This window comes from Streptomyces sp. NPDC048001, assembly GCF_043203115.1.
Classification (GTDB): domain Bacteria; phylum Actinomycetota; class Actinomycetes; order Streptomycetales; family Streptomycetaceae; genus Streptomyces; species Streptomyces sanyensis.
This window is the reverse complement of sequence record NZ_JBIDBN010000005.1, coordinates 1-26,143: the sequence shown is the minus strand read 5'-3', so window position 1 is coordinate 26,143 and position 26,143 is coordinate 1. Positions and strand designations below refer to the sequence as shown.

General features: G+C 73.3%; 16 protein-coding genes, 1 tRNA gene and 1 rRNA gene. 3 read left to right on the top strand and 15 right to left on the bottom strand.

What is annotated here, in order from left to right:
- Positions 1-23: 23 nt before the first annotated feature.
- From ACGF15_RS10650 to ACGF15_RS10640, 3 genes are all read right to left on the bottom strand, one after another.
- Positions 24-332 (bottom strand): AzlD domain-containing protein, encoded by a 309-nt coding sequence (locus ACGF15_RS10650; RefSeq protein ID WP_345613825.1) that lies wholly within the window; start codon positions 330-332, stop codon positions 24-26.
- On the bottom strand, positions 329-1,087 hold the full coding sequence (locus tag ACGF15_RS10645; protein WP_392797775.1) for an AzlC family ABC transporter permease: 759 nt from the start codon (positions 1,085-1,087) through the stop codon (positions 329-331). The genes ACGF15_RS10650 and ACGF15_RS10645 overlap by 4 nt, the downstream gene beginning before the upstream one ends.
- A 207-nt stretch (positions 1,088-1,294) precedes the next feature.
- Positions 1,295-2,170 carry an AraC family transcriptional regulator gene (locus ACGF15_RS10640; protein WP_345613824.1) on the bottom strand — a complete coding sequence of 292 codons (876 nt, stop codon included), beginning with the start codon at positions 2,168-2,170 and terminating at the stop codon, positions 1,295-1,297.
- A gap of 259 nt (positions 2,171-2,429) precedes the next feature.
- Between ACGF15_RS10640 and ACGF15_RS10635 the strand changes: the two genes are divergently transcribed.
- Positions 2,430-7,055 carry an ATP-dependent helicase gene (locus ACGF15_RS10635; RefSeq protein ID WP_392797772.1) on the top strand — a complete coding sequence of 1,542 codons (4,626 nt, stop codon included), beginning with the start codon at positions 2,430-2,432 and terminating at the stop codon, positions 7,053-7,055.
- A 185-nt stretch (positions 7,056-7,240) separates the two neighbouring features.
- The gene (locus ACGF15_RS10630) at positions 7,241-8,038 is read left to right on the top strand and encodes a DNA-formamidopyrimidine glycosylase family protein (protein WP_362609876.1); all 798 of its coding nucleotides are present in this window, start codon (positions 7,241-7,243) and stop codon (positions 8,036-8,038) included.
- Here the strand turns inward: ACGF15_RS10630 and ACGF15_RS10625 are convergent.
- From ACGF15_RS10625 to ACGF15_RS10580, 10 genes are all read right to left on the bottom strand, one after another.
- Positions 7,995-8,219 carry a hypothetical protein gene (locus tag ACGF15_RS10625; protein ID WP_392797769.1) on the bottom strand — a complete coding sequence of 75 codons (225 nt, stop codon included), beginning with the start codon at positions 8,217-8,219 and terminating at the stop codon, positions 7,995-7,997. The genes ACGF15_RS10630 and ACGF15_RS10625 overlap by 44 nt on opposite strands.
- 152 nt (positions 8,220-8,371) lie before the next feature.
- On the bottom strand, positions 8,372-8,842 hold the full coding sequence (locus tag ACGF15_RS10620; protein ID WP_345613821.1) for a DNA starvation/stationary phase protection protein: 471 nt from the start codon (positions 8,840-8,842) through the stop codon (positions 8,372-8,374).
- A gap of 160 nt (positions 8,843-9,002) precedes the next feature.
- Positions 9,003-9,386, bottom strand: a complete 384-nt coding sequence (locus tag ACGF15_RS10615; RefSeq protein ID WP_256525581.1) for a helix-turn-helix domain-containing protein — start codon at positions 9,384-9,386, stop codon at positions 9,003-9,005.
- 109 nt (positions 9,387-9,495) lie between these two features.
- The gene (locus ACGF15_RS10610; RefSeq protein ID WP_392797765.1) at positions 9,496-10,005 is read right to left on the bottom strand and encodes a CinA family protein; all 510 of its coding nucleotides are present in this window, start codon (positions 10,003-10,005) and stop codon (positions 9,496-9,498) included.
- Positions 10,002-10,679: a CDP-diacylglycerol--glycerol-3-phosphate 3-phosphatidyltransferase gene (gene pgsA, locus ACGF15_RS10605; protein WP_345613819.1), complete on the bottom strand. Its 678-nt coding sequence runs from the start codon at positions 10,677-10,679 to the stop codon at positions 10,002-10,004. The genes ACGF15_RS10610 and pgsA overlap by 4 nt, the downstream gene beginning before the upstream one ends.
- Positions 10,676-12,142 (bottom strand): 30S ribosomal protein S12 methylthiotransferase RimO, encoded by a 1,467-nt coding sequence (rimO, locus tag ACGF15_RS10600; RefSeq protein WP_345613818.1) that lies wholly within the window; start codon positions 12,140-12,142, stop codon positions 10,676-10,678. The genes pgsA and rimO overlap by 4 nt, the downstream gene beginning before the upstream one ends.
- Before the next feature lie 129 nt (positions 12,143-12,271).
- Positions 12,272-13,096 (bottom strand): helix-turn-helix domain-containing protein, encoded by an 825-nt coding sequence (locus ACGF15_RS10595; RefSeq protein ID WP_256525577.1) that lies wholly within the window; start codon positions 13,094-13,096, stop codon positions 12,272-12,274.
- A gap of 199 nt (positions 13,097-13,295) precedes the next feature.
- The gene (locus ACGF15_RS10590; protein WP_345613816.1) at positions 13,296-16,049 is read right to left on the bottom strand and encodes a DNA translocase FtsK; all 2,754 of its coding nucleotides are present in this window, start codon (positions 16,047-16,049) and stop codon (positions 13,296-13,298) included.
- A gap of 209 nt (positions 16,050-16,258) precedes the next feature.
- Positions 16,259-16,936 (bottom strand): response regulator, encoded by a 678-nt coding sequence (locus ACGF15_RS10585; protein ID WP_345613815.1) that lies wholly within the window; start codon positions 16,934-16,936, stop codon positions 16,259-16,261.
- Positions 16,937-17,210: 274 nt separating this feature from the next.
- A complete protein-coding gene (locus ACGF15_RS10580) occupies positions 17,211-22,658 on the bottom strand; it encodes a HAMP domain-containing protein (protein ID WP_345613814.1) in 5,448 nt (1,815 codons plus the stop codon).
- Between the two features lie 280 nt (positions 22,659-22,938).
- Between ACGF15_RS10580 and ACGF15_RS10575 the strand changes: the two genes are divergently transcribed.
- Complete coding sequence (locus ACGF15_RS10575; RefSeq protein ID WP_345613813.1) at positions 22,939-25,602, top strand: SpoIIE family protein phosphatase; 2,664 nt, start codon at positions 22,939-22,941, stop codon at positions 25,600-25,602.
- 67 nt (positions 25,603-25,669) lie between these two features.
- Here the strand turns inward: ACGF15_RS10575 and ACGF15_RS10570 are convergent.
- Positions 25,670-25,745 (bottom strand) — tRNA-Thr (locus ACGF15_RS10570).
- 303 nt (positions 25,746-26,048) lie between these two features.
- Positions 26,049-26,143 (bottom strand): 5S ribosomal RNA (gene rrf / locus ACGF15_RS10565); the annotation flags it as partial.

The following is a 26,143-nucleotide window of genomic DNA, read 5'->3' as shown; positions in this document are numbered from 1 at the left end:
CAGCGGAGCGCCGCGGGCCGGGCTCAGCCGCCGAGGGCCCGCACACCCGCCGTGACCGCCACCGCCGCGCCCACGACCACCAGGAAGGGCGCCCGCAGGACGAGGGCGAGGCCGGCCGCGGCGACTCCCGCGGCCCGGGCGTCGAGCACGAGGGCGTGACCGTCGCCGAAGGTCTGCTGCGCCGTGAGCGAGGCGAGCAGGGCCACGGGGAGCAGCGCGGCGAGCCGCTGCACGGAGGGGCGCTCCAGGGTGTGCGCGGGCACCAGCAGCCCGACCAGTTTGGCCAGGTAGCAGCCGGCGGCCGTCAGTGCGATGGCGATCCAGACGCTCACCGGTCCTCCTCGGGGGTCGTCGGGTGCGCGGCGCCGTCCGCCCGGGCGGAGGCCGGCGGGCGTCCGGATCCGGGTGTACCGAGCGCCCGCCCCTTGAGCCACAGCACGGCGGGGGCGGCCAGTCCGGCCACCAGCACCGGGACCCCGGCGGGCAGCACCGGCAGCAGGCCGAGGCCGAGCAGCACGGCGAGGGCGGCGACCGCCCGCTCGGTGGCCGTGCGCAGCATCGGTGCGAGCAGTGCCAGGAACACCGCGGGCCCGGCCGCGTCGAGGCCCCAGGCCCCGGTGTCGCCGAGCGCCTCGGCGCCCAGGGCGCCGAGCAGCGTGGTCAGGTTCCACAGGACGTACAGGGTGAGCCCGGTGACGGTGAACCCGAGGCGGACACCGCGGCGGGAGCGCTGCGCGAGCGCCACGGCCGTGGTCTCGTCGATGACCCAGTGCGCCGCGAGGGGCGTGACGGAGCGCGGCAGGGCGAGCAGTTGCGACAGCCGCAGCCCGTAGAAGGCGTTGCGGACGCCGAGGAAGAAGGCCCCGGCGGCCGCGGTGAGCGGGTTGCCACCGGCCGCCAGGGCTCCGACCAGGGCGAACTGCGAGGCGCCGGTGAAGACGAGCAGGCTGAGGGCGCAGGTCTGCAGGACGCTCAGCCCGGCGCCGGCCGAGGTGACGCCGAAGGCGAAGCCGGACAGGCCGACGGCGACGCCGACGCCGAGCGCGTCCCGGACGACGGCCGTGTCGGACGCGGCCGTGTCGGACACGGGCGGGGCGGCCTCGGCCGGGCCGGGCCGGTGGGGCGTGCCGTGCGGGGGCGCGGCGGCCGGTATCGGGCGTGTGCCGTCCCCGGGCGGGGCGCCCGGGGGTGTTCCGGGGGGAGCTGGAGCTTTCTGTTCTGCCACGCCGCGAGACTAGGCACGCCCCCGGCCTGCGGTCTTGTACGTTCTTGCGGCCCGCGGGGGTGCCGCCGCTCAGCGCCCCGCGCCGCTTCCGGGAGGGCTCCCCGCCCCGGTGCGCTCCCGCCGGTACGCACCGGGCGGTACGCCGACGATCCGGGTGAAGTGGCGGTTCAGGTGCGGCTGGTCGGTGAAGCCGACGGCCACCGCCGCCTCCGCCGGGGTGGCGCCCGCCTCCAGCAGACCGCGCGCACGGCGCACCCGGGCGTCGGTCAGCCAGGTGTGCGGCGGCAGGCCGTACGCCGCCTTGAACGCGCGCAGCAGGGCGAAGGTGCCGGTGCCGAGCTCGCGCGCCAGCTCCTCCAGCGAGGGGGGTGCGGCCATCCGCGCCTGAAGCACCTCGCGGGCCAGCGCCGCGGTACGCGCCCCCGCCGCCGGTGCCGGCCTGGCGGGAAGGGCGCCCCCGTGGCGGCGCAGCAACCGGGCGACCACGAGCCGCAGCACGCTGTCGGCGGCGAGCGCGTTGCCCTCCTCCGCGGCCCGGTGCACCGCGTGCACCAGGTGGGAGGCGGAGGGGTCGCGGACGATGGTCTCGGCGAAGCCCGCCGTTCCGCGCAGGCTCGTCGTCTCCGCGGCGATGCCCGCGACCAGTGCGGACGAGGGGTAGAGCGTGGAGTACACCCAGCCCTCGGGGACCCCGGCCCTCGCGGAGTGCGGCACCTCGGGGTTGATCATCACCACCGTGCCGGGCAGGGCGCGTATCGTGCCGCCGGGCAGGGCGACGTCCTCGATGCCCCGCCGCACCGCGCCCAGCACGAAGCCCTCGTGGGTGTGGCGGGTGAAGGAGTGCCGCACATAGCGGGCCTGCAGCAGGTCCAGGCCGGGCACACCGGGGTACTGCCAGTGGCGGGCCCACTCGTCCTTCCGGTCCGGTGCCGCGTGCGTCTCCATACAGGCCATTCTGCGCCCCGCCGCCGACATGCCGGGTCCGCGTCCGCCGCTCGGGACACGCACGGGCACCGCGCGGGCGGGCCACCGGATCACCGCCCGGCCTCCTCCGCCTCCCGCGTCGCACGGGCACCGCGCGGGCGGGCCACCGCCACCGCCACCGCCACCGCCACCGGTGGGCCTCGGCCCCGGGGACGCCTCTCCGCGGGGGCTCGGCCCCGGCGGACCGCCGTTGTCGGTGGCGGGGTGCACGATGGGGTTCATGGCCCCCACAGCGCTCGACCGGTTCTCCCCCGCGACCCGCGGCTGGTTCACGGGTGCCTTCCGCGCCCCCACGGCCGCCCAGGAGGGAGCCTGGCAGGCGATCGGCGAGGGCTCGGACGTCCTCGTGGTGGCCCCCACCGGGTCCGGCAAGACGCTGGCCGCCTTCCTCTCCGCGCTGGACCGCCTCGCCGCCGCGCCCCCGCCGGCCGATGCCCGCAGCCGCTGCCGTGTGCTGTACGTCTCCCCGCTGAAGGCCCTGGCCGTCGACGTGGAGCGCAATCTGCGCAGCCCGCTGACGGGCATCCGGCAGGAGGCCGTCCGCCTGGGGCTGCCGGAGCCCGAGGTGCGGGTCGGCATCCGCTCGGGGGACACGCCCGCGGCCGAGCGCAGGGCCCTCGCCACCCGCCCCCCGGACATCCTGATCACCACGCCCGAGTCGCTGTTCCTGATGCTGACCTCCTCCGCGCGGGAGGCGCTGGCGGGCGTCGAGACCGTGATCCTCGACGAGGTCCACGCCGTCGCGGGCACCAAGCGCGGGGCGCACCTGGCGCTGTCGCTGGAGCGGCTGGACGAGCTGCTGCCCCGCCCGGCCCGCAGGATCGGCCTGTCCGCCACCGTCAGACCGGTCGACGAGGTGGCCCGCTACCTGTCCCCGCAGCGCCGGGTGGAGATCGTGCAGCCGCCGTCGGGCAAGGAGTTCGACCTGTCGGTGGTCGTCCCCGTGGAGGACCTGGGGGAGCTGGGGGGAGCGCCCGCGGCCGACGCCTCCGGGACCCCCGGCGAGCGGCCCTCGATCTGGCCGCATGTCGAGGAGCGCATCGCCGACCTGGTCCAGGCCCACCGCTCCACCATCGTCTTCGCCAACTCCCGGCGGCTGGCGGAGCGGCTGTGCAACCGCCTCAACGAGATCGCCCACGAGCGGGCCGAGGGCGCACCGCTGCCCGAGGGGGCGCCTCCCGCGGAGATCATGGCCCAGTCGGGCTCCGCGAAGGGGGCCCCTGCCGTGCTGGCCCGCGCCCACCACGGCTCGGTGTCCAAGGAGCAGCGCGCCCAGGTCGAGGAGGACCTGAAGGCGGGCCGGCTGCCCGCGGTGGTGGCCACCTCCAGTCTGGAACTCGGCATCGACATGGGGGCGGTGGACCTGGTGGTCCAGGTCGAGTCGCCGCCCTCGGTCGCCTCCGGCCTCCAGCGCGTCGGCCGGGCGGGCCACCAGGTGGGGGCGGTGTCCACGGGTGTCGTCTTCCCCAAGTACCGCGGAGACCTCGTGCAGGCCGCCGTGGTGACGGAGCGGATGCGGTCGGGGGCCATCGAGTCCCTGCGGATCCCGGCGAACCCGCTCGACGTGCTGGCGCAGCAGCTGGTGGCCATGACCGCGCTCGACAGCTGGGGGGCCGACGACCTGCTGGCCCTGGTACGGCGGGCGGCCCCCTTCGCCGCGCTGCCCGAGTCCGCGTTCACGGCCGTGCTGGACATGCTGGCCGGCCGCTACCCCTCGGACGCCTTCGCCGAGCTGCGCCCGCGGGTGGTCTGGGACCGGGTGGCGGGCACCGTCACCGGGCGGCCGGGGGCGCAGCGGCTCGCGGTCACCTCCGGCGGAACGATCCCTGACCGGGGCATGTTCGGCGTCTTCCTGGCGGGGGCCGACCCCAGGAAGGGCGGCGGCCGGGTCGGGGAGCTCGACGAGGAGATGGTCTACGAGTCACGGGTGGGGGACGTCTTCACCCTCGGCACCACCTCCTGGCGGATCGAGGACATCACCCGCGACCGCGTCCTGGTCTCCCCCGCTCCCGGGGTGCCGGGGCGGCTGCCCTTCTGGAAGGGGGACCAGCTGGGGCGGCCGCTGGAACTGGGGCGCGCGGTGGGCGCCTTCCTGCGGGAGCTGGGCGGACTGCCGCCCGAGGACGCCCGTCAGCGGCTGCGCTCCGCAGGGCTCGACACCTGGGCCGCGGAGAACGTCCTGGCCTACCTCGAGGAGCAGCGGCGCGCCTGCGGCCACGTCCCGGACGACCGCACCGTGCTGGTGGAGCGCTTCCGCGACGAACTCGGCGACTGGCGGGTCGTCATCCACTCCCCGTTCGGCGCCCAGGTGCACGCCCCCTGGGCGCTGGCCCTGGGAGCCAGGCTGGCCGAGCGGTACGGCATGGACGCGCAGGTCATGCACGCCGACGACGGGATCGTGCTGCGGCTGCCCGACGCGGATCTGATGGGCCTCGACCTGCTGGACGGCGATCCGGCCCACCCCGGCGCCGCGTTCGACGGGGAGCAGGCTCCGGTCGGGGCGTCGGACACGGTCTTCGACCGGGGCGAGGTCGCACAGATCGTGACCGACCAGGTGGGCGGCTCCGCCCTGTTCGCCTCGCGCTTCCGCGAGTGCGCGGCGCGCGCCCTGCTGCTGCCGCGCCGGAACCCGGGGCGCCGCACCCCGCTGTGGCAGCAGCGGCAGCGGGCCTCGCAACTGCTGCAGGTCGCCGGCGAGTTCGGCTCGTTCCCGATCGTGCTGGAGGCCGTCCGCGAATGCCTTCAGGACGTCTTCGACGTCCCGGGCCTCACGGAGCTGATGGGCGACATCGAGTCCCGCCGGGTGCGCCTGGTGGAGGTCACCACGCCCGAGCCCTCGCCCTTCGCACGCTCCCTGCTCTTCGGCTATGTGGCCCAGTTCCTCTACGAGGGGGACTCCCCCCTCGCCGAACGCCGGGCGGCGGCGCTCTCCCTGGACTCCCGGCTGCTGTCCGAGCTGCTGGGCCAGGCGGAGCTGCGCGAGCTGCTGGACGCGGAGGTCCTGACGGAGCTGGAGCGCGAACTGCAGTGGCTCACCGAGGATCGCCGGGTGAAGGACGCGGAGGGCGTCGCGGACCTGCTGCGGGTCCTCGGTCCGCTGACGGACGCGGAGCTCGCCGCGCGCGGGGCGGATCCGGCCTGGGCGGTGGCGCTGGAGGGAGCGCGCCGCGCGATCCGGGTGCGGGTCGCCGGGCAGGACCACTGGGCGGCCGTCGAGGACGCGGGGCGACTGCGGGACGCGCTGGGCACGGCTCTCCCGGTGGGTGTGCCGGAGGCGTTCACCGAGCCGGTCAAGGACCCTCTCGGCGATCTGCTCGCCCGGTTCGCGCGCACCCGGGGCCCGTTCACCTCCGCGGGGGCCGCGGCGCGCTTCGGGCTGGGCACCGCGGTGACCGAGGGTGTGCTGGCGCGGCTGGCCGGGTCCGGCCGGGTGGTCCAGGGGGAGTTCCATCCCGCCGGCGCGGGCCAGGAGTGGTGCGACGCGGCGGTGCTCCGCAGACTGCGGCGGCGGTCGCTGGCCGCGCTGCGCCAGGAGGTGGAGCCGGTCCCGCCGTCGGCGCTCGCCGCGTTCCTTCCCCAGTGGCAGCACATGGGTGCGGGGCGGCTGCGCGGGATCGACGGTCTGGCACGGGCGGTCGAGCAGTTGCAGGGCGCGGCGGTTCCGGCGTCGGCACTGGAGCGGCTGGTGCTGCCCTCCCGGGTGCTCGGCTACGCGCCCGCACTGCTCGACGAGCTGACCACCGCCGGAGAGGTGCTGTGGGCGGGTGCGGGTGCGCTGCCCGGCAAGGACGGGTGGGTGCGCCTGTACCTCGCCGACGCCGCTCCCCTGCTGCTGCCCCCGCCCCATCCGCTGGAGCACACCGCACTGCACGACTCCGTGCTCGGCGCCCTGTCCGGGGGCTACGGGCTGTTCTTCCGGCAGATCGCCGACCAGGTGCGTGCCACCACGCACCCGGAGGCGACCGACGCGCAGCTGGCCGACGCCGTATGGGACCTGGCCTGGTCCGGCCGGCTCACCAACGACAGCCTCGCCCCGCTGCGCGCGCTCCTCGGATCGGGGCGCACCGCCGGTTCCACGGCGCACCGCGCCCGCCGCACCGTGCCCCGGGGCCGCTACGGGGTCGCGTCGGCGGGGGCCCGGCCGGTGTCCCGCTCGGGTCCGCCGACGGTGGCCGGGCGCTGGTCGCTGCTGCCCGCGCCCGAAGAGGAGGCGACCCTCCGCGCCCATGCGCTCGCGCGCACCCTGCTCGACCGGCACGGCGTGGTGACCCGGGGGGCGGTCTCCGCCGAGGGCGTCGAGGGCGGGTTCTCGGCGGCCTACCGGGTGCTGTCCGCCTTCGAGGACAGCGGCCAGGCCCGTCGCGGGTATGTGGTCGAGGGTCTGGGCGCCGCGCAGTTCGCCATGGACGGCGCCGTCGACCGGCTGCGGGCCGCGGCCTCCGCACGGGACCGCGCGGAGGGGTCCTCCACACCCCGGGCGGTGGTGCTCGCCGCGGCGGACCCGGCGAACGCCTACGGCGCGGCCCTGCCGTGGCCGGAGCCGCCGGAGGGCGCGGGGCACAAGCCGGGGCGCAAGGCGGGATCCCTCGTGGTGCTCGTCGACGGGGAGCTCACGCTGTACATGGAGCGCGGCGGCCGGACACTGCTCGCCTGGGCGCGGGACCCGGACGCCCCGGCGCTGGACACGGCGGCGCGCGCCCTGGCGGACGCCGCGCGCGAGGGGTCGCTGGGCACGGTGACGGTCGAGCGGACCAACGGGGCGCCCGCGCTGACCTCGCCGCTCGGGCGGGTGCTGGAGGGGGCGGGCTTCCACGCCACCCCGAGAGGGCTGCGCCTGCGTCCCTGACGGTCGGCAGCCGCGAGAGCATGCGGGGCGCACGGGGCTCGCGGGGCCCGGCGCGCTCGGGGCTCGCGGGGCCCGGGCACGCGCGGTCTCGCGGCGGCGCTCGGGCCGCGCCGCCCGCGGCCCCTGAGGGCGGCCCCCCGCGCCCGGCGCGCCGCGGTCCCGCCCCGGTCGCGCATCATGGAGGCATGCCCGAAGGAGACACCGTCTGGCTGGCCGCGCACCGGCTGCACGAGGCCCTGGCCGACCGGGTGCTCACCGTCTCGGACCTGCGGGTTCCCCGGCTCGCGACCGTGGACCTGACCGGACGGCGGGTGCTCGGCGTCGTCCCGCGGGGCAAGCACCTGCTCACCCGGTGCGAGGGCGGGCTCACCCTCCACTCCCACCTGCGGATGGAGGGCTCCTGGCGGGTCTTCGCCGCGGACGAGCGCCCGCGCGGAGGCCCCTGGCACGAGATCCGCGCCGTGCTCGGGAACGCCTCCCGTACCGCGGTCGGCTACCGGCTCCCCGTGCTCGACCTGCTGCCCACCGAGGACGAGCACCGGGTGGTGGGACATCTCGGGCCGGACCTCCTCGGGCCGGACTGGGACCCGGGGGCGGCCGCCGCCCGGCTGGTCCGCGATCCGGCCAGGCCGCTGGCCGACGCCCTGCTCGACCAGCGCAACCTCGCGGGGATCGGCAATGTCTACGCCTGCGAGCTGGCCTTCCTCGCCCGGGTCTCCCCCTGGCTGCCGGTCGGTGACCTGCCGGGGGACGTCCCGCTGCGCCTGGTGACGACGGCGCACCGGCTGCTGGAGGCCAACAAGACCCGCAGCGACCGCACCACCACCACGGCCCGCACTCCCGGCCGCCTGCATGTGTACGGCCGCGGCGGGCGCCCCTGCCCGCGCTGCGGCACCCCGGTCGCCAGGGCGGGCCCCGAACCGGGCCGGAACGAGCGGGTCACCTACTGGTGCCGGGGCTGCCAGCCCGGTCCGGCGCCCTGACGGCCTCCCCGCGCCGGGAGGCACGGGAGGCGACGTGCACGGGCAGCAGGCTGAGGCCCCAGCCGCTCGCCGCCACCGCCCCCTCCAGCACCCCCGTGTGCTCCGGCGCCACCACCAGGCGCAGCACGGCCCACCACCACAGGCCCCCCGCGGCGACCGCGGCGACCGCGGCGACCGCCATGGCCGCCGCGGTCACCGCGCCCGCCGCGGGGAGAGGGTGCCACCGGGCGTGCCACCGGGCCCTGCCGGGTATCGCGCCGGGCGCCCCGCCACCGGGCCGGGCCGCACCGGGCGCGTGCTCCGCGCGGTGCCGACGGGGTGGTCGGGTCCCGCTCAGGCCGACTCCGCCTGGAACATCCAGGCGTGCTTCTCCAGATCGGCGGTGAGCGAGATCAGGATGTCCTGGCTGACGGGGTCGGGCTTCTCCGTCGCCTCGATCCGCTCCCGCATCCGGCCGACGACCGCACCGAGGGCGTCCACCAGGGCCTTCACGGCGTCCGTGTCCTGGATCCAGCCCTCGGGCACGGTCCCGATCGCGCTCTGGGCGGCGACGGTCCCCGCGCGCCCGTCCGGATTCACGCCGATCGCGGAGGCGCGCTCGGCGACGGTGTCGGAGTGCTGGCGAGCCGTGTCGACGACCTCGTCCAGCTGGAGGTGGACGGAGCGGAAGCGGGGCCCGACCACGTTCCAGTGCACCTGCTTGGCGACCAGGGCCAGATCCACCAGGTCCACCAGCGCGCCTCGCAGTGCCTCACCGACCGCCTTCAGGTCGGTCTCCGACAGCGGGCTCTTCACGACAGACATGCGTCCTCCATCCGGGCTTGCCGACTACGCCCCACGATCGCACAACTACCCAAAAGGGTCATGTGGGGAGGGACCGCACCGGAAACGGCGCAGGCCCCGAGCGGTACGCGGGTACCACTCGGGGCCTTGCCCGAAACACCTCGGCTCGGATGCCCGTGGATCAGGCGGCGACGACGTCGACCGCCTCCGCGGGCGCCTTGATCGTCACGCGCTCGGTCGGCACACCCGTCACCGACGTCACGGAGACGGAACCCAGCATCGGACGTACCGGAGCGGGCACCGGCTCGGTGGCGGCGGCCGACTCGGCCAGCTCGGCCAGGGACAGTTCGTCGCTCACCTCACGCATGAGCTCGGACATCCGTACGTCAAGCGCGTCGCAGATGGCGGAGAGCAGCTCGGAGGAAGCCTCCTTCTGCCCCCGCTCCACCTCGGAGAGATAGCCGAGTGAGACTCGGGCGGACGAGGAGACTTCGCGCAGAGTACGGCCCTGGCGCTGGCGCTGCCGACGCAGCACGTCACCCAGCAGGCGACGGAGCAGAATCATCGGTGGCTCCCTCCTCGGACCGCGTAGCCGCATCCTTCACGCCCCACCGTACCGCCTCGCGCCGCGGCCGTGCGGGGAGCGATGTCGTGTTCACTCAGGGCTGCAAACATCAAGTCCCCCCGTTCTGTTCCGTATCCTGTGCCCGCGCATTCCCGTGCAGTTCGCCGGAGAGCAGGTCGATTACCCTCAGCACACTCTCTCTACGGATTTCCTCCCGACCGCCGTTCAATCGCAGCGCGGCGCTTTTCCCTGCTCCCGAGGGTCCCGAAACGGCAACGTACACCGTTCCCACGGGGTGCCCGTCCTGTCGATCGGGCCCTGCGACGCCGGTGGTGGCGATCCCCCAGGCGGCGCCGAGCAGCCGCCGCACCCCGGCCGCCATCTGCTCCGCGACCTCGGCGTCCACGGCTCCACGGGCGGCCAGCAGCGCGGGGTCGACGCCCAGCAGCCCGCTCTTGACGTCCGTCGCATAGGCCGTCACCGAGCCCCGGAAGCTGCGCGAGGCCCCGGGGACGCCGGTCAGGGCGGCCGCGACGAGGCCGCCCGTCAGGGACTCGGCCACGGCCAGGGTCTCACCGCGCCGCGCCAGGAGGTCCAGGACCCGGGCGGCGGCGCTCATGCGGGACGGTCCCCCGCCGCCACCGCGGCGGCCCGCTCCTCGGCCAGGCCCCGGCGCCTGAGCACGACCGCCTGGCGCACGTAGTCGAGGCCGGTGGCCACCGTGAGCAGCACGGCCACGGCCATCACCCAGAAGCGCAGGGTGGCCAGCGGCCCGGTGAGCGCCAGGACGTACATGCCCACCGCCGTCCCCTGCGCCAGGGTCTTCATCTTGCCCCCGCGGCTGGCGGGGATGACCCCGTGCCGGATCACCCAGAAGCGCATCAGCGTGATCCCCAGTTCACGCAGGAGGATGACGCCCGTCACCCACCAGGGCAGGTCGCCCAGTACGGAGAGGCAGATCAGCCCCGCCGCCATGATCGCCTTGTCGGCGATCGGGTCGGCGATCTTCCCGAAGTCGGTGACCAGGTCGTACGTCCGGGCGAGGTGCCCGTCGAAGACATCCGTGATCATGGCCACGGCGAAGGCGGCCCAGGCCCAGGCCCGCCACACGGGGTCGTACCCGCCGTCCTGGAGCAGCAGCACCACGAACGCGGGCACCAGCACCAGCCGGATCATCGTGAGGATGTTGGCGATGTTCCACAGACTGGCCTGGTTGACGGCCGCCGCGGCCAGCTTGCCGCCGGACGCCGGCCTGCCGGTGCCGCCCGTCGCGGATGCCGGCACTCCGGTCATCTCCCCGCCCCCTCGCCCAGTGGTTCGGCCACCAGGTCCACGCCCTCGGCCGCAACGGCCTTGGCGGTCACCATCCGGCCGGGGACCAGGCCCGCGGAGTCCGTCAGAAGGATCTGGCCGTCGGTCTCGGGTGCCTGGTGGGCCGCGCGGCCGAGGGCGCCCTCCTCCTCGTCGACCGACTCGACGAGCACGTGCAGCGTCTGGCCCAGCCGCTCCTCGGCGCGCTGGGCGGTCAGCTCCTCGGCGACCCTCGACAGGTGGGCCAGCCGCTCGGCGATCACGTCGGAGCCGAGCTTGTCCTCGTAGGAGACCGCCTCCGTGCCCTCCTCGTCGCTGTAGCCGAAGACACCGATCGCATCGAGGCGGGCGGCCCCGAGGAAGCGCTCCAGCTCGGCGAAGTCCTCCTCGCTCTCGCCGGGGAAGCCGACGATGAAGTTGGAGCGCACCCCGGCCTCGGGGGCCTTGGAGCGGATGGTCTCCAGCAGTTCCCAGAAGCGCTCGGTGTCGCCGAAGCGGCGCATGGCACGCAGTACCCCGGGAGCGGAGTGCTGGAAGGAGAGGTCGAAGTAGGGCGCGACCTTCTCGGTGGAGGTGAGCACCTCGATCAGGCCGGGCCGCATCTCGGCGGGCTGGAGGTAGCTCACCCGCACCCGCTCGATGCCGTCGACGGCGGCGAGCTCGGGCAGCAGGGTCTCCAGCAACCGGATGTCGCCGAGGTCCTTGCCGTAGGAGGTGTTGTTCTCCGAGACGAGCATGACCTCCTTCACACCCTGCTCGGCCAGCCAGCGGGTCTCGCCCAGGACGTCGGCGGGGCGGCGGGAGATGAAGGAGCCCCGGAAGGACGGGATGGCGCAGAAGGTGCAGCGGCGGTCGCAGCCCGAGGCCAGCTTCACGGAGGCGACGGGGCTGGAGCCGAGCCGGCGGCGCAGGGGGGCCCTGGGGCCGGACCGCGGGGCGAGGCCCTCGGGGAGGTCGGCAGGGGCGGGGGCGGTGTCGCCGTGCCCGGGAAGGGCGACGTCGGTGGCCTGCTGGCGCTCCACGGGGCTCAGGGGCAGCAGCCTGCGCCGGTCCCGGGGCGTGTGGGAGGCGTGGACGCCGCCGCTCAGGATGGTCCGGAGCCGGTCGGAGATGTCGGCGTAGTCGTCGAAGCCGAGCACGCCGTCGGCCTCGGGCAGGGCCTCGGCCAGCTCCTTGCCGTAGCGCTCGGCCATGCAGCCGACCGCGACCACGGCCTGGGTGCGGCCGTGGTCCTTGAGGTCGTTGGCCTCCAGCAGGGCGTCGACGGAGTCCTTCTTCGCGGCCTCGACGAAGCCGCAGGTGTTGACGACGGCGACGTCCGCTGCGGCGGCTTCCTCGACGAGCTCCCAGCCGTCCGCTGCCAAGCGGCCTGCGAGTTCCTCCGAGTCCACCTCGTTACGGGCGCAGCCAAGGGTGACAAGGGCGACGGTACGGCGTTCGGGCATGGGCTCAAGACTACTTCGTCCCGGCCCTCGCCCCTGCCCCGAGGCCTCCTCCGGCCCCACGCGCCGCACCGGGGCCCCGCCGGTACGCCGGGGGCGCGCCCTCGAACGCGCCCCCGGCGGCTGCGCGGATCAGCCGGCGGCGGGGTCGCCCTTGGTGTACGACAGGCGCTCGACTCCGCCGAGCTCGAAGTCGTCGTCGATCTTCTTTCCGTTCACGTACAGCTCGATCGCCCCGGCGTTGCCGAGGATCAGGTCGACCCGCTCGTCGTCCTGGAAGGTCTTCGACTGGCCCTTGAGCAGGGTCCCGTCGAAGAGCAGTTTGCCGTTGTGCGACTTGGCCGAGATCCAGCTCTTGTCGTCGACGACGGAGAGCTTCACGGTCACCTTGTCCTTCGGCACCGCCGCGATGGCGCTGTCCGAGGGCTCGGGCTTGGGGTCGGCGGGCTTGACCGGGGTCGCCGAGGGCGTCGGCTCGGCCTCGGGCGCTGTGCCCTCGGCGACCGCCGAGCCGCTGTCCTCGCCGTCGCCGCTGAAGAGGGTGAAGCCCGCGAAGCCGACCACGGCGACGATGGCCGCGACCATGGCGGCGGTCCAGTTCGGGCGCCGCGGCTCGGGCCGGATCCGTTCGGCCTCGAACAGCGGCGCGGCGGGTGTCGGGGAGGGGCGGCCGCCGTGCTCGGCGTCGTACCGGGCGATCAGGGGCTCGGGGTCGAGCCCGACGGCCCGGGCGAGTGTGCGGATGTGCCCGCGTGCGTAGACGTCGCCGCCGCAGCGGGAGAAGTCGTCGTCCTCGATCCCGTGCACGATGGGAACGCGCACCCGGGTGGAGACGCTGACCTCGTCGACGCTCAGACCGGCGTCGACACGCGCCTGCCTGAGGGCATGGCCGATCGACGGCCGGTCGTCGTCGGGGGCGGAAGGCCGGTTGTCTTCGGGGGAGTTGCCGATGGACACGGGTGCGCCTTTCGAGCGTGAGCCACCTGCTGGAGGTTCAGTCTAGGGGTGGGGCGAAAGGGTGGGGCAACCGGGCGGCGTAACTTTGTACGCCATCGGAATGGCCTTGTGACCGGCCGGTCCGCCCGATGGTGGAACAGGGCTCGCCCCTCCCTCCAACCTGACGTACGGCCGGGGGAAACGGTTGCCCGAATCTCCCTTACGAAGAAGTCTCTCCCCGGATCAGGGCGAGCACTCCCTCCAGTTCGTCCGGTTTCACCAGAACGTCGCGTGCCTTCGAGCCCTCGCTCGGGCCCACGATGTTCCGCGACTCCATCAGGTCCATGAGCCTGCCCGCCTTCGCGAAGCCCACACGGAGCTTGCGCTGGAGCATGGAGGTGGAGCCGAACTGGGTCGAGACCACCAGTTCGGCCGCCTGGCACAGCAGGTCGAGGTCGTCGCCGATCTCCTCGTCGACCTCCTTCTTCTGCTTGCCGCCGACCACCACGTCCTCGCGGAAGACCGGGGCCATCTGCTCCTTGCAGTGCCGGACGACGGCCGCGACCTCCTCCTCCGTCACGAAGGCGCCCTGCATACGGGTCGGCTTGTTCGCACCCATCGGCAGGAACAGCCCGTCGCCCTTGCCGATCAGCTTCTCGGCACCCGGCTGGTCGAGGATGACCCGGCTGTCGGCGAGGGAGGACGTGGCGAAGGCGAGCCGGGAGGGGACGTTGGCCTTGATGAGGCCGGTGACGACGTCGACGGAGGGCCGCTGGGTGGCCAGCACCAGGTGGATGCCCGCGGCGCGGGCCAGCTGGGTGATGCGCACGATGGCGTCCTCGACGTCCCTGGGCGCCACCATCATCAGGTCGGCCAGCTCGTCCACGATGACCAGCAGGTAGGGGTAGGGCTGGAGCTCGCGCTCGCTGCCCTCCGGCAGCTTCACCTTGCCCTCGCGGACCGCCTCGTTGAAGTCGTCGATGTGCCGGTACCCGAAGGCGGCGAGGTCGTCGTAGCGCAGGTCCATCTCGCGCACGACCCACTGGAGCGCCTCCGCGGCGCGCTTGGGGTTGGTGATGATCGGCGTGATCAGGTGCGGGATCCCCTCGTACGCGGTGAGCTCCACGCGCTTGGGGTCGACCAGGACCATCCGGACGTCCTCGGGCGTCGCCCGCATCATGATCGACGTGATCAGGCAGTTGATACAGGAGGACTTGCCGGAGCCCGTGGCGCCGGCGACCAGCATGTGCGGCATCCGCGCCAGGCTGTGCATGACGTAGCCGCCCTCGACGTCCTTGCCGAAGGCCACCATCATCGGGTCGTCGTCCTCGGCGAGGCGCAGCACGTCCCCGAGGTTGACCATCTCCCGGTCGCTGTTGGGGATCTCGATGCCGACCGCGGACTTGCCCGGGATCGGGGAGATGATCCGCACGTCCGGGCTGGCCACCGCATAGGCGATGTTCTTGGTCAGCGCCGTGATCTTCTCGACCTTCACCGCCGGGCCGAGCTCCACCTCGTAGCGGGTGACCGTCGGGCCGCGGGTGAAGCCCGTGACGGCCGCGTCCACCTTGAACTCCGTGAACACGGTGGTCAGGGAGTCCACGACGGCGTCGTTGGCCGCGCTGCGGGTCTTGCCCGGTCCGCCGCGCTCCAGCAGGTCCAGCGAGGGCAGCGCATAGGTGATGTCGCCGGACAGCTGGAGCTGCTCGGCGCGCGGGGGGAGCGGGGGGAGGTCCTCGGGGGAGGGCTTGGTCAGGTCGGGTACGGAGGACCGCCCGGAGGTGCCGGCGCCCTCGGGCTCCCGGGCGGTGGGCACCGGGGTCGCGGCGCGCCGCCGGTCCGCCGTCACGTCGCGGGTGAGGTCGGCGACCACCGGGGAGGGCGGCATTCCGTTGAGCACCGCGCCGTCGAGCGCGGCGGCGGCCGCGGCGGCGACGTCCACCGGGTCCAGCCCGTCGCGCGCTCCCGGCCGGGGGCCCGTACGGCGGGTGCGGCGGCCCTCGGCGGCCTCCCGCTCCGCGCGTTCCGGGTCCTCGTCGGCGGGCCGTGCCGTGCGCCGGGAGGAGCCCCGGCGGGCGGGTGCGGGCAGCGCCTCGCGCCACTGCTCCTCGTAGCGCTCGTCGTCCTCCGAGGCGGAACGCTCCGGCAGGGGCTCGACGATGCCGAGGCGCGCCCCGAACTGCCGCAGGCGCTGGGGAATGGCGTTGACCGGGGTGGCGGTGACCACCAGCACCCCGAACACGGTGAGCAGCAGCAGCAGCGGGACGGCCAGCACCTCGCCCATCAGGAAGACCAGCGGCTGGGAGGCGGCCCAGCCGACGAGACCGCCCGCGTCCCGGACGGCCTCGCTCCCCTCGCCGCGGCCCGGGGATCCGCAGGCGATGTGGACCTGGCCGAGCACGCCGATCACCAGCGCGGACAGCCCGATGACGATCCGTCCGTTGGCCTCGGGCTTCTCCGGATACAGGATCAGCCGGACGGCGACGGCGCCGAGCAGCAGGGGCACGAGCAGGTCGAGACGGCCGAACGCGCCGGTGACCAGCATCTCCACCAGGTCTCCGACCGGGCCCCGCAGCTGCGACCAGGTACCGGCGGCGACGATCAGGGCGAGCCCGAGGAGCAGCAGGGCCATGCCGTCCTTGCGGTGCGCCGGATCAAGTCCCTTGGCTCCCCGCCCTATTCCACGGAGCATCGCCCCGATGGCGTGGGCGACGCCCAGCCACATGGCGCGCACGAGCCGGTAGACGCCCCCGGTGGGGGACGGTGCGGCGGGGGCGGGCTTGCGGGCGGCCGCCTTCTTGGCCGGGGCCTTCCGCGCGGCGGGCTTGCGTCCGGAGGCGGGCTTCGCGGCGGTCTTCCCCGCGCCGGCCTTGGCGGGCGCAGCCTTCTTCGCCGCACCGGTCGTACGGCTGGTGCGCGGTTTCGCGGTGCTCGCCGTGCCCTGGGAACCCTTGCCGGACGTGCGTGAGGCCATGGTGGTGAGGTTACCGGTGCGGGCGCCCGGGGACACGTGTGGCCACTGCTTCACCCGTTCGTGTCGGGCCGGAAGAGGACGAAGGCTGACGCCCCGTCACCCGGGCGCCCCCGCAGGGCAGGCCGGGTCGCCGGAGGCCCCGCGACGGGCGGTGACGCGGGGAACCGGCCGGAGGCGGCCGTCCGCCGCGCCCGCCTCGGACGGGGGGCTCAGGAATGCGACGGCAGCGGCGGCGCCCCGCCCGCTCCCGGCTCCAGGGCGTCGAGCGCGCGACGCAGTCCGGTCAGCTTGCGCTCCAGATGGGCGGCCGTGGCGACCGCAGCGGCATCGGCCGCGTCGTCGTCGAGCTGCTTGGACAGGGCCTCCGCCTGCTCCTCGACCGCCGCCAGCCTGGCGGACAACTCGGCCAGCAGCCCGGCCGGCTCACGGCCCGCGGCGCTCTCGGCCTGACCGCCCTCCAGCTGGAGGCGCAGCAGTGCCGCCTGCTCGCGGAGCTGGCAGTTCTTCATGTAGAGCTCGACGAAGACGGACACCTTGGCCCGGAGCACCCACGGGTCGAAGGGCTTGGAGATGTAGTCGACCGCACCCGCCGCGTACCCGCGGAAGGTGTGGTGGGGCCCGTGGTTGATCGCGGTGAGGAAGATGATCGGGATGTCCCGGGTCCTCTCGCGCCGCTTGATGTGCGCGGCCGTCTCGAAGCCGTCCATGCCCGGCATCTGGACGTCCAGCAGGATGACGGCGAAGTCGTCCGTCAGCAGCGCCTTGAGCGCCTCCTCCCCGGACGATGCCCGCACCAGGGTCTGATCGAGCGCCGAGAGGATGGCCTCCAGCGCCAGCAGATTCTCCGGCCGGTCATCGACCAGGAGGATCTTGGCCTTCTGCACCATTCCCCGTCCTCCTCGTCCCGGCATGGGGTCTCCCCGGCTCGCAGAGCCGGAGGACGCACCGGGCGCCGCCCCAGGGGACGACTGTCTCGCGTCGCCCGTCCTTGTGCCGGTCATGGTAGCCGCACCCCGCCCGTCGCCACACCCTGTCACCGTGATGTCACTGTGCACGTACCGAAAACGTGGGGGGAGATCGGATCGTTCCCCGAAATGTACTCCCCCACACCCCTTCGGACGGAGTCGATCGGCGGCTGCGGGAGAACTCCTCCCCGAGTGATCATCGCGCGTTCATCCACTGCTCCATCACCGACAGCAGGTGGTCCGGGTCGACGGGCTTGGTCACGTAGTCGGAGGCACCCGACTCGATCGCCTTCTCCCGGTCGCCCTTCATCGCCTTGGCCGTCAGCGCGATGATCGGCATTCCCGCGAACTGCGGCATGCGCCGGATCGCGGTCGTCGTCGCATAGCCGTCCATCTCGGGCATCATGATGTCCATCAGCACCACGGTGACGTCGTCGTGCTGCTCCAGGACCTCGATGCCCTCGCGCCCGTTCTCCGCGTACAGCACCGACAGCCCGTGCTGCTCCAGCACGGAGGTCAGGGCGAAGACGTTGCGGATGTCGTCGTCGACGATGAGCACCTTCTCACCGTCGAAGGAGAACTGGCGGCGCTCCTCGGGCGCCTCGGCCCCGGCCGCCTGCTCCGGCTCCGCGGCCCCGCCCTCGCGGGCCTGCTCCGCGGCGAGCGCCTTGCGGCGGCGCCGGAAGAGGGCGGCCGGGCCCGGTGCCGGCACCGGGGCCGCCGCGGGCACGGCACCCACCGACGCCGGGGGCTCCCCCTCCCCCGGCTCCTGCGCCCCGGGCAGCTCCATCGGAACCGGGGGCGCCCCGAGGGCGATCCCCGGGTAGCCCTGCGGGGGCAGCTCGCCCGCGTGCAGCGGCAGGTACAGGGTGAAGGTGGAGCCGCGGCCGGGTTCGCTGGCCGCGTGGATCTCGCCGCCGAGCAGGCGCGCGATCTCCCGGCTGATGGACAGCCCCAGGCCCGTGCCCCCGTACTTGCGGCTGGTGGTGCCGTCGGCCTGCTTGAACGCCTCGAAGATCACCCGCATCTTGCCCGCGGCGATCCCGATACCGGTGTCGGTGACGGAGAAGGCGATCAGCTCGGCGTCCGCGTCCTGGAGCGAACCGGCCTCCAGCAGCTGCTCGCGGATCGAGGCGGGCACATCCGCTCCGGCGGGCCGGATGACCAGCTCGACGGCCCCGCTGTCGGTGAACTTCACCGCGTTCGACAGCAGGTTCCGCAGCACCTGGAGCAGCCGCTGCTCGTCGGTGTGGAGCGTGGCCGGGAGCTCCGGCGAGACCCGCACCGAGAAGTCGAGCCCCTTCTCCGCCGTCAGCGGCCGGAAGGTCGCCTCCACGTAGTCCACGAGCTGGACCAGTGCGATGCGGGTCGGGCTCACGTCCATCTTGCCCGCCTCGACCTTCGACAGGTCGAGGATGTCGTTGATCAGCTGGAGCAGGTCGGAGCCGGCGCCGTGGATGGTCTCGGCGAACTCCACCTGCTTCGGCGAGAGGTTGGTGTCCGGGTTGTCGGCCAGCAGCTTGGCGAGGATCAGCAGCGAGTTGAGCGGCGTGCGCAGCTCGTGGGACATGTTCGCCAGGAACTCGGACTTGTAGCGCATCGAGACGGCCAGCTGCTCGGCCCGCTCCTCCAGGACCTGCCGGGCCTCCTCGATCTCGGTGTTCTTCACCTCGATGTCCCGGTTCTGCTGGGCCAGCAGCTCGGCCTTCTCCTCCAGCTCGGCGTTGGACTCCTGGAGGGCCTTCTGCCGGTTCTCCAGCTCGGCGGAGCGCTCCCTCAGCTGCTCGGTGAGCTCCTGGGACTGCTTCAGCAGCACCTCGGTCTTGGTGTTCACGCTGATCGTGTTGACGCTCGTGGCGATCATCTCGGCGATCTGGTTCAGGAAGTCCCGCTGGATCTGGGTGAACGGCTGGAAGGAGGCCAGCTCGACCACGCCCAGGACCTTGCCCTCGAACAGCACGGGCAGCACGATCACATACGCCGGGGACGCCTCCCCGAGCCCCGAGGAGATCTTGAGATAGCCCGGCGGCACGTTGACGAGGATGGTGCGCTTCTCCTCGGCCGCGGTCCCGATCAGCGTCTCTCCGGGCCGGAAGGACGTCGGCATCAGCCCGGCCGAGTAGCCGTAGCTGCCGCGCATCACCAGCTCGTAGGACTCCCCGCCGGACGACACGTCCGAGCTGCTGCCCGTCGGCATCGCCAGGAAGAAGGCACCGTGCTGCGCGGAGACCACGGGGGTCAGCTCGCTCATGATCAGCGAGGCCACGTCGTCGAGGTCCCGGCGCCCCTGCATCAGGCCGGAGATCCGGGCCAGGTTGCCCTTGAGCCAGTCCTGCTCCTCGTTGGCGAGGGTGGTGTCGCGCAGGTTCGCGATCATGGTGTTGATGTTGTCCTGGAGCACCTGGATCTCGCCCGCGGCGTCCACGTCGATCTTCAGGTTCAGGTCACCGCGGGTCACCGCGGTGGCGACCGCGGCGATCGCGCGCACCTGCCGGGTCAGGTTCCCGGCCATCTCGTTCACCGACTCGGTCAGGTCCCGCCAGGTGCCGTCGACGTCCCGCACCCGCGCCTGCCCGCCCAGCTGCCCGTCGGTGCCCACCTCCCGGGCCACCCGGGTGACCTCCTCGGCGAAGGAGGACAGCTGGTCCACCATCGTGTTGATGGTCGTCTTGAGCTCCAGGATCTCGCCCCGCGCGTCGATGTCGATCTTCCGGGTGAGGTCGCCCTTGGCGATCGCCGTGGTGACGGTGGCGATCTGGCGCACCTGGCCGGTCAGGTTGGAGGCCATCGAGTTCACGGACTCGGTCAGGTCCTTCCAGGTGCCCGAGACGCCGGGGACGTGCGCCTGGCCGCCCAGGCGGCCGTCCGTGCCCACCTCACGGGCCACCCGGGTCACCTCGTCCGCGAAGGACGACAGGGTGCGCACCATGGTGTTCACCGTGTCGGCGAGCTCGGCGACCTCGCCGCGGGCCTCGACCGTGACCTTCTTCGTCAGGTCGCCGTTGGCGACCGCCGAGGACACCCGTGCGATGTTGCGCACCTGGTTGGTCAGGTTGTTGGCCATCAGGTTGACGTTGTCGCTGAGGTCCTTCCAGATGCCCGTGACCCCGCGCACCCGGGCCTGCCCGCCGAGCACGCCCTCCGTGCCCACCTCCCGGGCGACGCGGGTCACCTCGTCCGCGAAGTCGGAGAGCTGGTCGACCATCGTGTTGACGGTGGTGACCAGCTCCAGGATCTCGCCCTTGGCATCGACGGTGATCTTCTTGGAGAGGTCGCCCTTGGCCACCGCCGTGGTCACCTCGGCGATGTTGCGGACCTGGCTGGTCAGGTTGTTCGCCATGAAGTTGACGGACTGGGTGAGGTCCTTCCAGGTGCCGGAGACGCCCTGCACCTCGGCCTGGCCGCCCAGGATGCCCTCGGTGCCCACCTCGCGGGCCACCCGGGTGACCTGCTCCGCGAAGTTGGAGAGCTGGTCGACCATGGTGTTCAGGGTGTTCTTCAGTTCGAGGATCTCGCCCCGGGCGTCCACGTCGATCTTCTGGGACAGGTCGCCCCGGGCCACGGCCGTGGCGACCTGGGCGATGTTGCGGACCTGGCCGGTGAGGTTCTCGGCCATGCCGTTCACCGAGTCCGTCAGGTCGCGCCACACCCCGGCGACGCCGGGCACCTGCGCCTGACCGCCGAGCCGCCCGTCGGTGCCCACCTCCCGGGCCACCCGGGTCACCTGCTCCGCGAAGGCGGACAGCTGGTCGACCATGGTGTTGATGGTGTTCTTGAGCTCGAGGATCTCGCCCCGGGCGTCCACATCGATCTTCTGGGACAGGTCGCCCCGGGCGACCGCCGTGGTCACCTGGGCGATCTGGCGCACCTGCGAGGTCAGGTTCCCGGCCATGAAGTTGACCGAGTCCGTCAGCTCCTTCCAGGTGCCGCTGACGCCGTCCACCCGCGCCTGGCCGCCGAGGCGGCCCTCGGTGCCCACGTCCCGCGCCATCCGCGTGACCTGGTCGGCGAACGAGGAGAGCTGGGCCACCATGGTGTTGACGGTGTTCTTCAGCTCCAGCATCTCGCCCGCGACGTCCACGGTGACCTTCTGCGACAGATCACCGTTGGCCACCGCCGTCGTCACCTGCGCGATGTCCCGCACCTGACCCGTCAGGTTCCGGAACGCCGTGTTCACCGAGTCCGTGAGGTCCTTCCAGGTGCCGGCCGCTCCGGGCACCTCGGCCTGACCGCCGAGGCGGCCCTCGACGCCGACCTCGCGGGCCACCCGGGTCACCTCCGAGCCGAAGGACTGGAGCTGCGCCACCATGGTGTTGACGGTGTTCTTCAGCTCCAGCATCTCGCCCGCGACGTCCACGGTGACCTTCTGCGACAGATCACCGTTGGCCACCGCCGTCGTCACCTGCGCGATGTCCCGCACCTGACCCGTCAGGTTCCGGAACGCCGTGTTCACCGAATCGGTGAGGTCCTTCCAGGTGCCGGCCGCTCCGGGCACCTGGGCCTGACCGCCCAGCAGCCCCTTCGCCCCGACCTCGCTCGCCACCCGCGTGACCTCGTCGGCGAAGGTCCTCAGCGTCTCGGTCATCTGGTTGATGGTCTCGGCGAGCTGCGCGACCTCGCCCCGTGCGCTGACCGTCACCTTCTGCGACAGGTCACCGTTGGCGACGGCCGTGGTCACCTCGGCGATCCCGCGCACCTGGGAGGTGAGATTGCCCGCCATGGTGTTGACGGAGTCGGTGAGGTCCTTCCAGACGCCGGCGACGCCCGGGACGGCCGCCTGGCCGCCCAGCTCGCCCTCGGTGCCCACCTCCCGGGCCACGCGGGTGACCTCGGAAGAGAAGGACTGCAGCTGGTCCACCATCGTGTTGACGGTGTTCTTCAGCTCCAGCATCTCGCCCGCCACATGGACGGTGACCTTCTGCGAGAGGTCTCCCTTGGCCACCGCCGTGGTCACCAGGGCGATGTCCCGGACCTGGGCGGTGAGCCGGTAGGCCATGGTGTTGACCGAGTCGGTGAGGTCCTTCCAGGACCCGGACATGCCGCGCACCTGCGCCTGGCCGCCCAGCTTGCCCTCGGTGCCGACCTCCAGCGCGACCCGGGTCACCTCGTCGGTGAACGCGGACAGCTGGTCCACCAGGCTGTTCACGGTCCGGGCGACCTTGAGGAACTCGCCCCGCAGCGGGCGCACCGCCCCGTCCCTGGGGTCCGTGGAATGCGACCGCAGCTCCATCCGCTGGTCCAGGTCGCCCTCGGCGACCGCGGAGAGCACCCGGCCCACCTCGGAGACCGGCCGGGCGAGATCGTCCACCAGCTCGTTGGACGCGTCGATGGCGGAGGCCCAGGCGCCCTCCAGCGCTCCGGTCTCCAGGCGCTCGGCCAGCTTGCCCTCGCGGCCGACCATCCTGCGGACCCGGGCGATCTCCCCGGTCAGGTGGAGGTTGCGGTCGGCGACCTCGTTGAAGACCGCGGCGATCTCGGACATGACGTCGTCGCCGGACACCGTCAGGCGCCGGCGGAAGTTGCCGTCCCTCATCGCCACCAGCGCCGACATCAGCCGGTTCAGCGCCGCCGTGTCGACCTCGGTCGTCCCGTTGGTGCGGGATCGTCCGCCCTTCGCGCGCGTATCCTTCCCACGCGCCGCCATGCCAGACTCCACCGTGTCCCTCCCGCAGGGGTTTGACCGTACTGCCCGGGCCTTCTCAGGAAGCCTGCCCAGTGTTTCACCATGCCGGAACCAGGCCATAACAGTTCGGCAGCTTCGCATAGCGTCCCCGCCCCCACGGGGCGGAAACAGCCACAACCGGCATCCGCTCCGACAGCGAAGGTAAGTAACCTGGCATGCGGCTGTCCAACCGCCCCGGTCCGCCCGGCAGGGGCGGTGTGCTGCGCGTACACCACCGGGCACGGGGAGGAACGGGCCGACCATGGCAGAGCCGGGCGTCGAAACGCGTACAAGGAGTTCTGTGATCACCGCGCGGGCTGCCGCCAGCTTCGACCCCGTGGGCCGGTCCGTCGCGACCGCCCGCGCCTTCGTCCGGGACACCCTCCAGGGCTGGGGGTACGGCGACGTCGTCGACGACGCCGTGGTGCTCACCAGCGAGCTGGTGACCAACGCGGTGATCCACGCGGGCACCGCGGCGGACGTGCTGTGCCTGCGCAGCGAGGACGGGGTGCGGGTCGAGGTGTCGGACCGCTACCCGGAGCGGGAGATCCCCGTCCAGGGCGGCTCCGGGCAGCCGACCCCGGCCAGTCTGGAGCGGGAGAACGGGCGCGGGCTGATGCTCTGCGCCGCGCTGGCCACCCGCTGGGGCGTCGAGTACACCCCGACCCGCAAGCAGGTCTGGTTCCGGCTGGACCTCCCGCAGCGTGCCGTGGGCACCCGCTCCGCGGGACCGGCCCTGCCGCCCTCGATGCTTCCCGTGGCCGACGAGCGCGTGCGGGTGGCCGTGGTCCAGATCGACCAGGGCGGTGCCATCACGGTGTGGAACGAGGACGCGGCGCACCTCTTCGGCTACTCCGCGGAGCAGGTCCTCGGCAAGCCGCTGACCGACTTCGCCGCGTGGCCGCACACTCCGGGCACGAGCACGGGTGTGGCCGAGGCGCTCCGGCTCTCCCGCTGGGAGGGCAGCTACGGCATCCGCGGAGCCGACGGACGCGTCCTGCCCGTCTACGCCTCCCACCTCAGGGTCCGTGACACCCGGGGCGAGCCGTCGACCGTCTGCCTCCTGGTGCGGGACGACGAGCGGGCGGTGCTGCAGACGCCGGTGCGTTCGGCGTCGCCGGACACGGGCTCGGACCGCCGCTCCAGCGACCCCTTCGAGGTGTTCATCGGCTCTCCCGCCCCCGACGACCTCGACGGCCTGCTCCAGCGCACCGTGGAGCGGGCCCGGGACATGCTCGACGGCGACGCGGCGTTCCTGCTGCTCGCCACGGACGACGAGACGGAGCTGGAGGTCCGCGCGACCACCGGTCTGCCCTCGGCGCGGCAGCGCTTCGCCCGGGTGCCCGTGGAGGCCGGGACCGGCCGCTACGGCTCGGCGCGGATGCCCGCGGTGCACGAGGACCTGCTGGCGGTCCCCGGGGCGGTGCCCCTGCTGAACTCCACGGGCATGCGCGCGGTGGTGACGGTGCCGCTGAAGGTGGAGGGACGGCTCACCGGGTCGCTGGGGGTGGCGGCCGAGGCCGCCGGGCGCTACTCGAACGAGGAGGCGCTCCGCCTCCAGTTCGCCGCGGACCGCATCGCGCTGGCGGTGGAGTCCGCCCGCCTGGGCGAGCTGGAGCGCCTGCGGCGCGGCTCGCTGTCCTTCCTGGTGGAGGCCTCCGACCTGCTCGCGGGGACCCTGGACCGGGACCAGACGCTGGCCCTGATGGCGCAGATGACGGTGCCGACGCTGGCCACCTGGTGCGCCGTCTACACGATCGCGGACCAGTCCTCGGAGCCGTATCTGTCGTATGTGCTCCACGAGGACGAGGACCGGATCGACGACCTGAAGGCGCTGCTGTCGCGGATCGACCCGCCCGATCCCGTCCCCACGCCGGGTGCCCGGGTCTGGGCGGCTCCCGCGACGGCGGCCCAGCAGGAGGCGCTGAGGGCGTCGAAGCGGGAGCTGGGGCTGGGCCTGGCGCCCTCCTCGGTGTCCTCGGGCATCGGGGCGTCCCAGGCGACCGCGGCCGCGGTGGGCGGGGAGACGGTGGTGCTGCCGCTGGTGGCCCGCAACCGCGTCATCGGGATGCTCACCCTCGGCAAGCCCTCCGACGACCACTTCCGCCAGGAGATCCTGGAGCTGGCCGAGGACCTCTCCCGGCGTGCCGCGCTGGCCCTGGACAACGCCCGGCTGTACTCGGAGCGGGTGTCCATCAGCCAGTCCCTGCAGCGGAGTCTGCTGCCCCCGGAGCTGCCGCAGATCCCCGGGGTGGAGGTGGAGGTCATCTACCGGGCCGCCGGCGAGGGCAACGAGGTGGGCGGCGACTTCTACGACCTGTTCCCGATCCGGGACGGCGCCTACGGCTTCGCGATCGGCGACGTCTGCGGCACGGGCCCGGAGGCCGCCGCGGTCACGGGCCTGGCCCGCCATGCGCTGCGGTTGCTCGCACGGGAGGGGTTCGGCGGGCCGGCCGTGCTGGAGCGCCTGAACGCGGCGATTCTCGACGAGGGGGCACGCAGCCGCTTCCTGACGCTGCTGTACGGCGAGTTGTGGCCCCAGGCGGACGGCAGCGCCGTGCTCAAGTTCGTGTGCGCCGGGCATCCGCTGCCGCTGCGCCTGCGGCAGGACGGCACGGTGGAGCCCGCGGCCGAGCCCCAGCCCCTGCTGGGTGTCATGGACGATCTGGAGCTGTACGAGCAGGTCGTGACCCTGGACCCGGGCGACGTCCTGCTCTGTGTGACCGACGGTGTGACGGAGCGCCGGGAGGGGACGCGGATGCTCGGGGACGACGGTCTGACCGCGGTGCTGACGACGTGCACGGGGCTGACGGCCGGCGCCGTCGCGGCCCGCGTCCTGCGTGCCGTCGAGCGCTTCGCTGCGGAGCCCGCCTCGGACGACATGGCGATTCTCGCGATGCGGGTGCACGAGCCGCACCAGGACTGAGCCGGGGCGCTCTGCCGGGAAACACGAAAGGGGGCCTTCCGCCGATGGCGGAAGGCCCCCTTGTTCATGGAGCCCCCAAACGGAATCGAACCGTTGACCTTCTCCTTACCATGGAGACGCTCTACCGACTGAGCTATAGGGGCCTGTTGTCTCCGGGGTTTTCCCCGTGGCAACGAGAAGAAGCATAGCCCATGTGTGCGGGTGACTCCAAAACGCCCGCCGGGGGCGGGAGCACCGGCCGAACAGGGCGATGACGGGTGACGGGAACGGTCCGGCAGGCCCGCGACAAGGCCCGCGACCTCCGGTGTGGAGGCGGGCCGCCGAATCCGGGCGAGACCGGCGGAAACCTCCCCCGGACAGGGCACCGGAACCTCCCCGGAAAACGGTCCGGAAACACGAAAGAGCCCCGGAACACACACGGTGTTCCGGGGCTCTCCCCAACAATAGTTCGGCGGCGTCCTACTCTCCCACAGGGTCCCCCCTGCAGTACCATCGGCGCTGAAAGGCTTAGCTTCCGGGTTCGGAATGTAACCGGGCGTTT

What these genes read in the sequence shown, in the direction of transcription:
- ACGF15_RS10640 (WP_345613824.1), bottom strand. Translation starts at nt 2,170, where the DNA reads ATGGAGACGCACGCGGCACCGGACCGGAAGGACGAGTGGGCCCGCCAC.
- ACGF15_RS10635 (WP_392797772.1), top strand. Translation starts at nt 2,430, where the DNA reads ATGGCCCCCACAGCGCTCGACCGGTTCTCCCCCGCGACCCGCGGCTGG.
- ACGF15_RS10630 (WP_362609876.1), top strand. Translation starts at nt 7,241, where the DNA reads ATGCCCGAAGGAGACACCGTCTGGCTGGCCGCGCACCGGCTGCACGAG.
- ACGF15_RS10625 (WP_392797769.1), bottom strand. Translation starts at nt 8,219, where the DNA reads ATGGCGGTCGCCGCGGTCGCCGCGGTCGCCGCGGGGGGCCTGTGGTGG.
- ACGF15_RS10620 (WP_345613821.1), bottom strand. Translation starts at nt 8,842, where the DNA reads ATGTCTGTCGTGAAGAGCCCGCTGTCGGAGACCGACCTGAAGGCGGTC.
- ACGF15_RS10615 (WP_256525581.1), bottom strand. Translation starts at nt 9,386, where the DNA reads ATGATTCTGCTCCGTCGCCTGCTGGGTGACGTGCTGCGTCGGCAGCGC.
- ACGF15_RS10610 (WP_392797765.1), bottom strand. Translation starts at nt 10,005, where the DNA reads ATGAGCGCCGCCGCCCGGGTCCTGGACCTCCTGGCGCGGCGCGGTGAG.
- pgsA (WP_345613819.1), bottom strand. Translation starts at nt 10,679, where the DNA reads ATGACCGGAGTGCCGGCATCCGCGACGGGCGGCACCGGCAGGCCGGCG.
- rimO (WP_345613818.1), bottom strand. Translation starts at nt 12,142, where the DNA reads ATGCCCGAACGCCGTACCGTCGCCCTTGTCACCCTTGGCTGCGCCCGT.
- ACGF15_RS10590 (WP_345613816.1), bottom strand. Translation starts at nt 16,049, where the DNA reads ATGGCCTCACGCACGTCCGGCAAGGGTTCCCAGGGCACGGCGAGCACC.
- ACGF15_RS10585 (WP_345613815.1), bottom strand. Translation starts at nt 16,936, where the DNA reads ATGGTGCAGAAGGCCAAGATCCTCCTGGTCGATGACCGGCCGGAGAAT.
- ACGF15_RS10580 (WP_345613814.1), bottom strand. Translation starts at nt 22,658, where the DNA reads ATGGCGGCGCGTGGGAAGGATACGCGCGCGAAGGGCGGACGATCCCGC.
- ACGF15_RS10575 (WP_345613813.1), top strand. Translation starts at nt 22,939, where the DNA reads ATGGCAGAGCCGGGCGTCGAAACGCGTACAAGGAGTTCTGTGATCACC.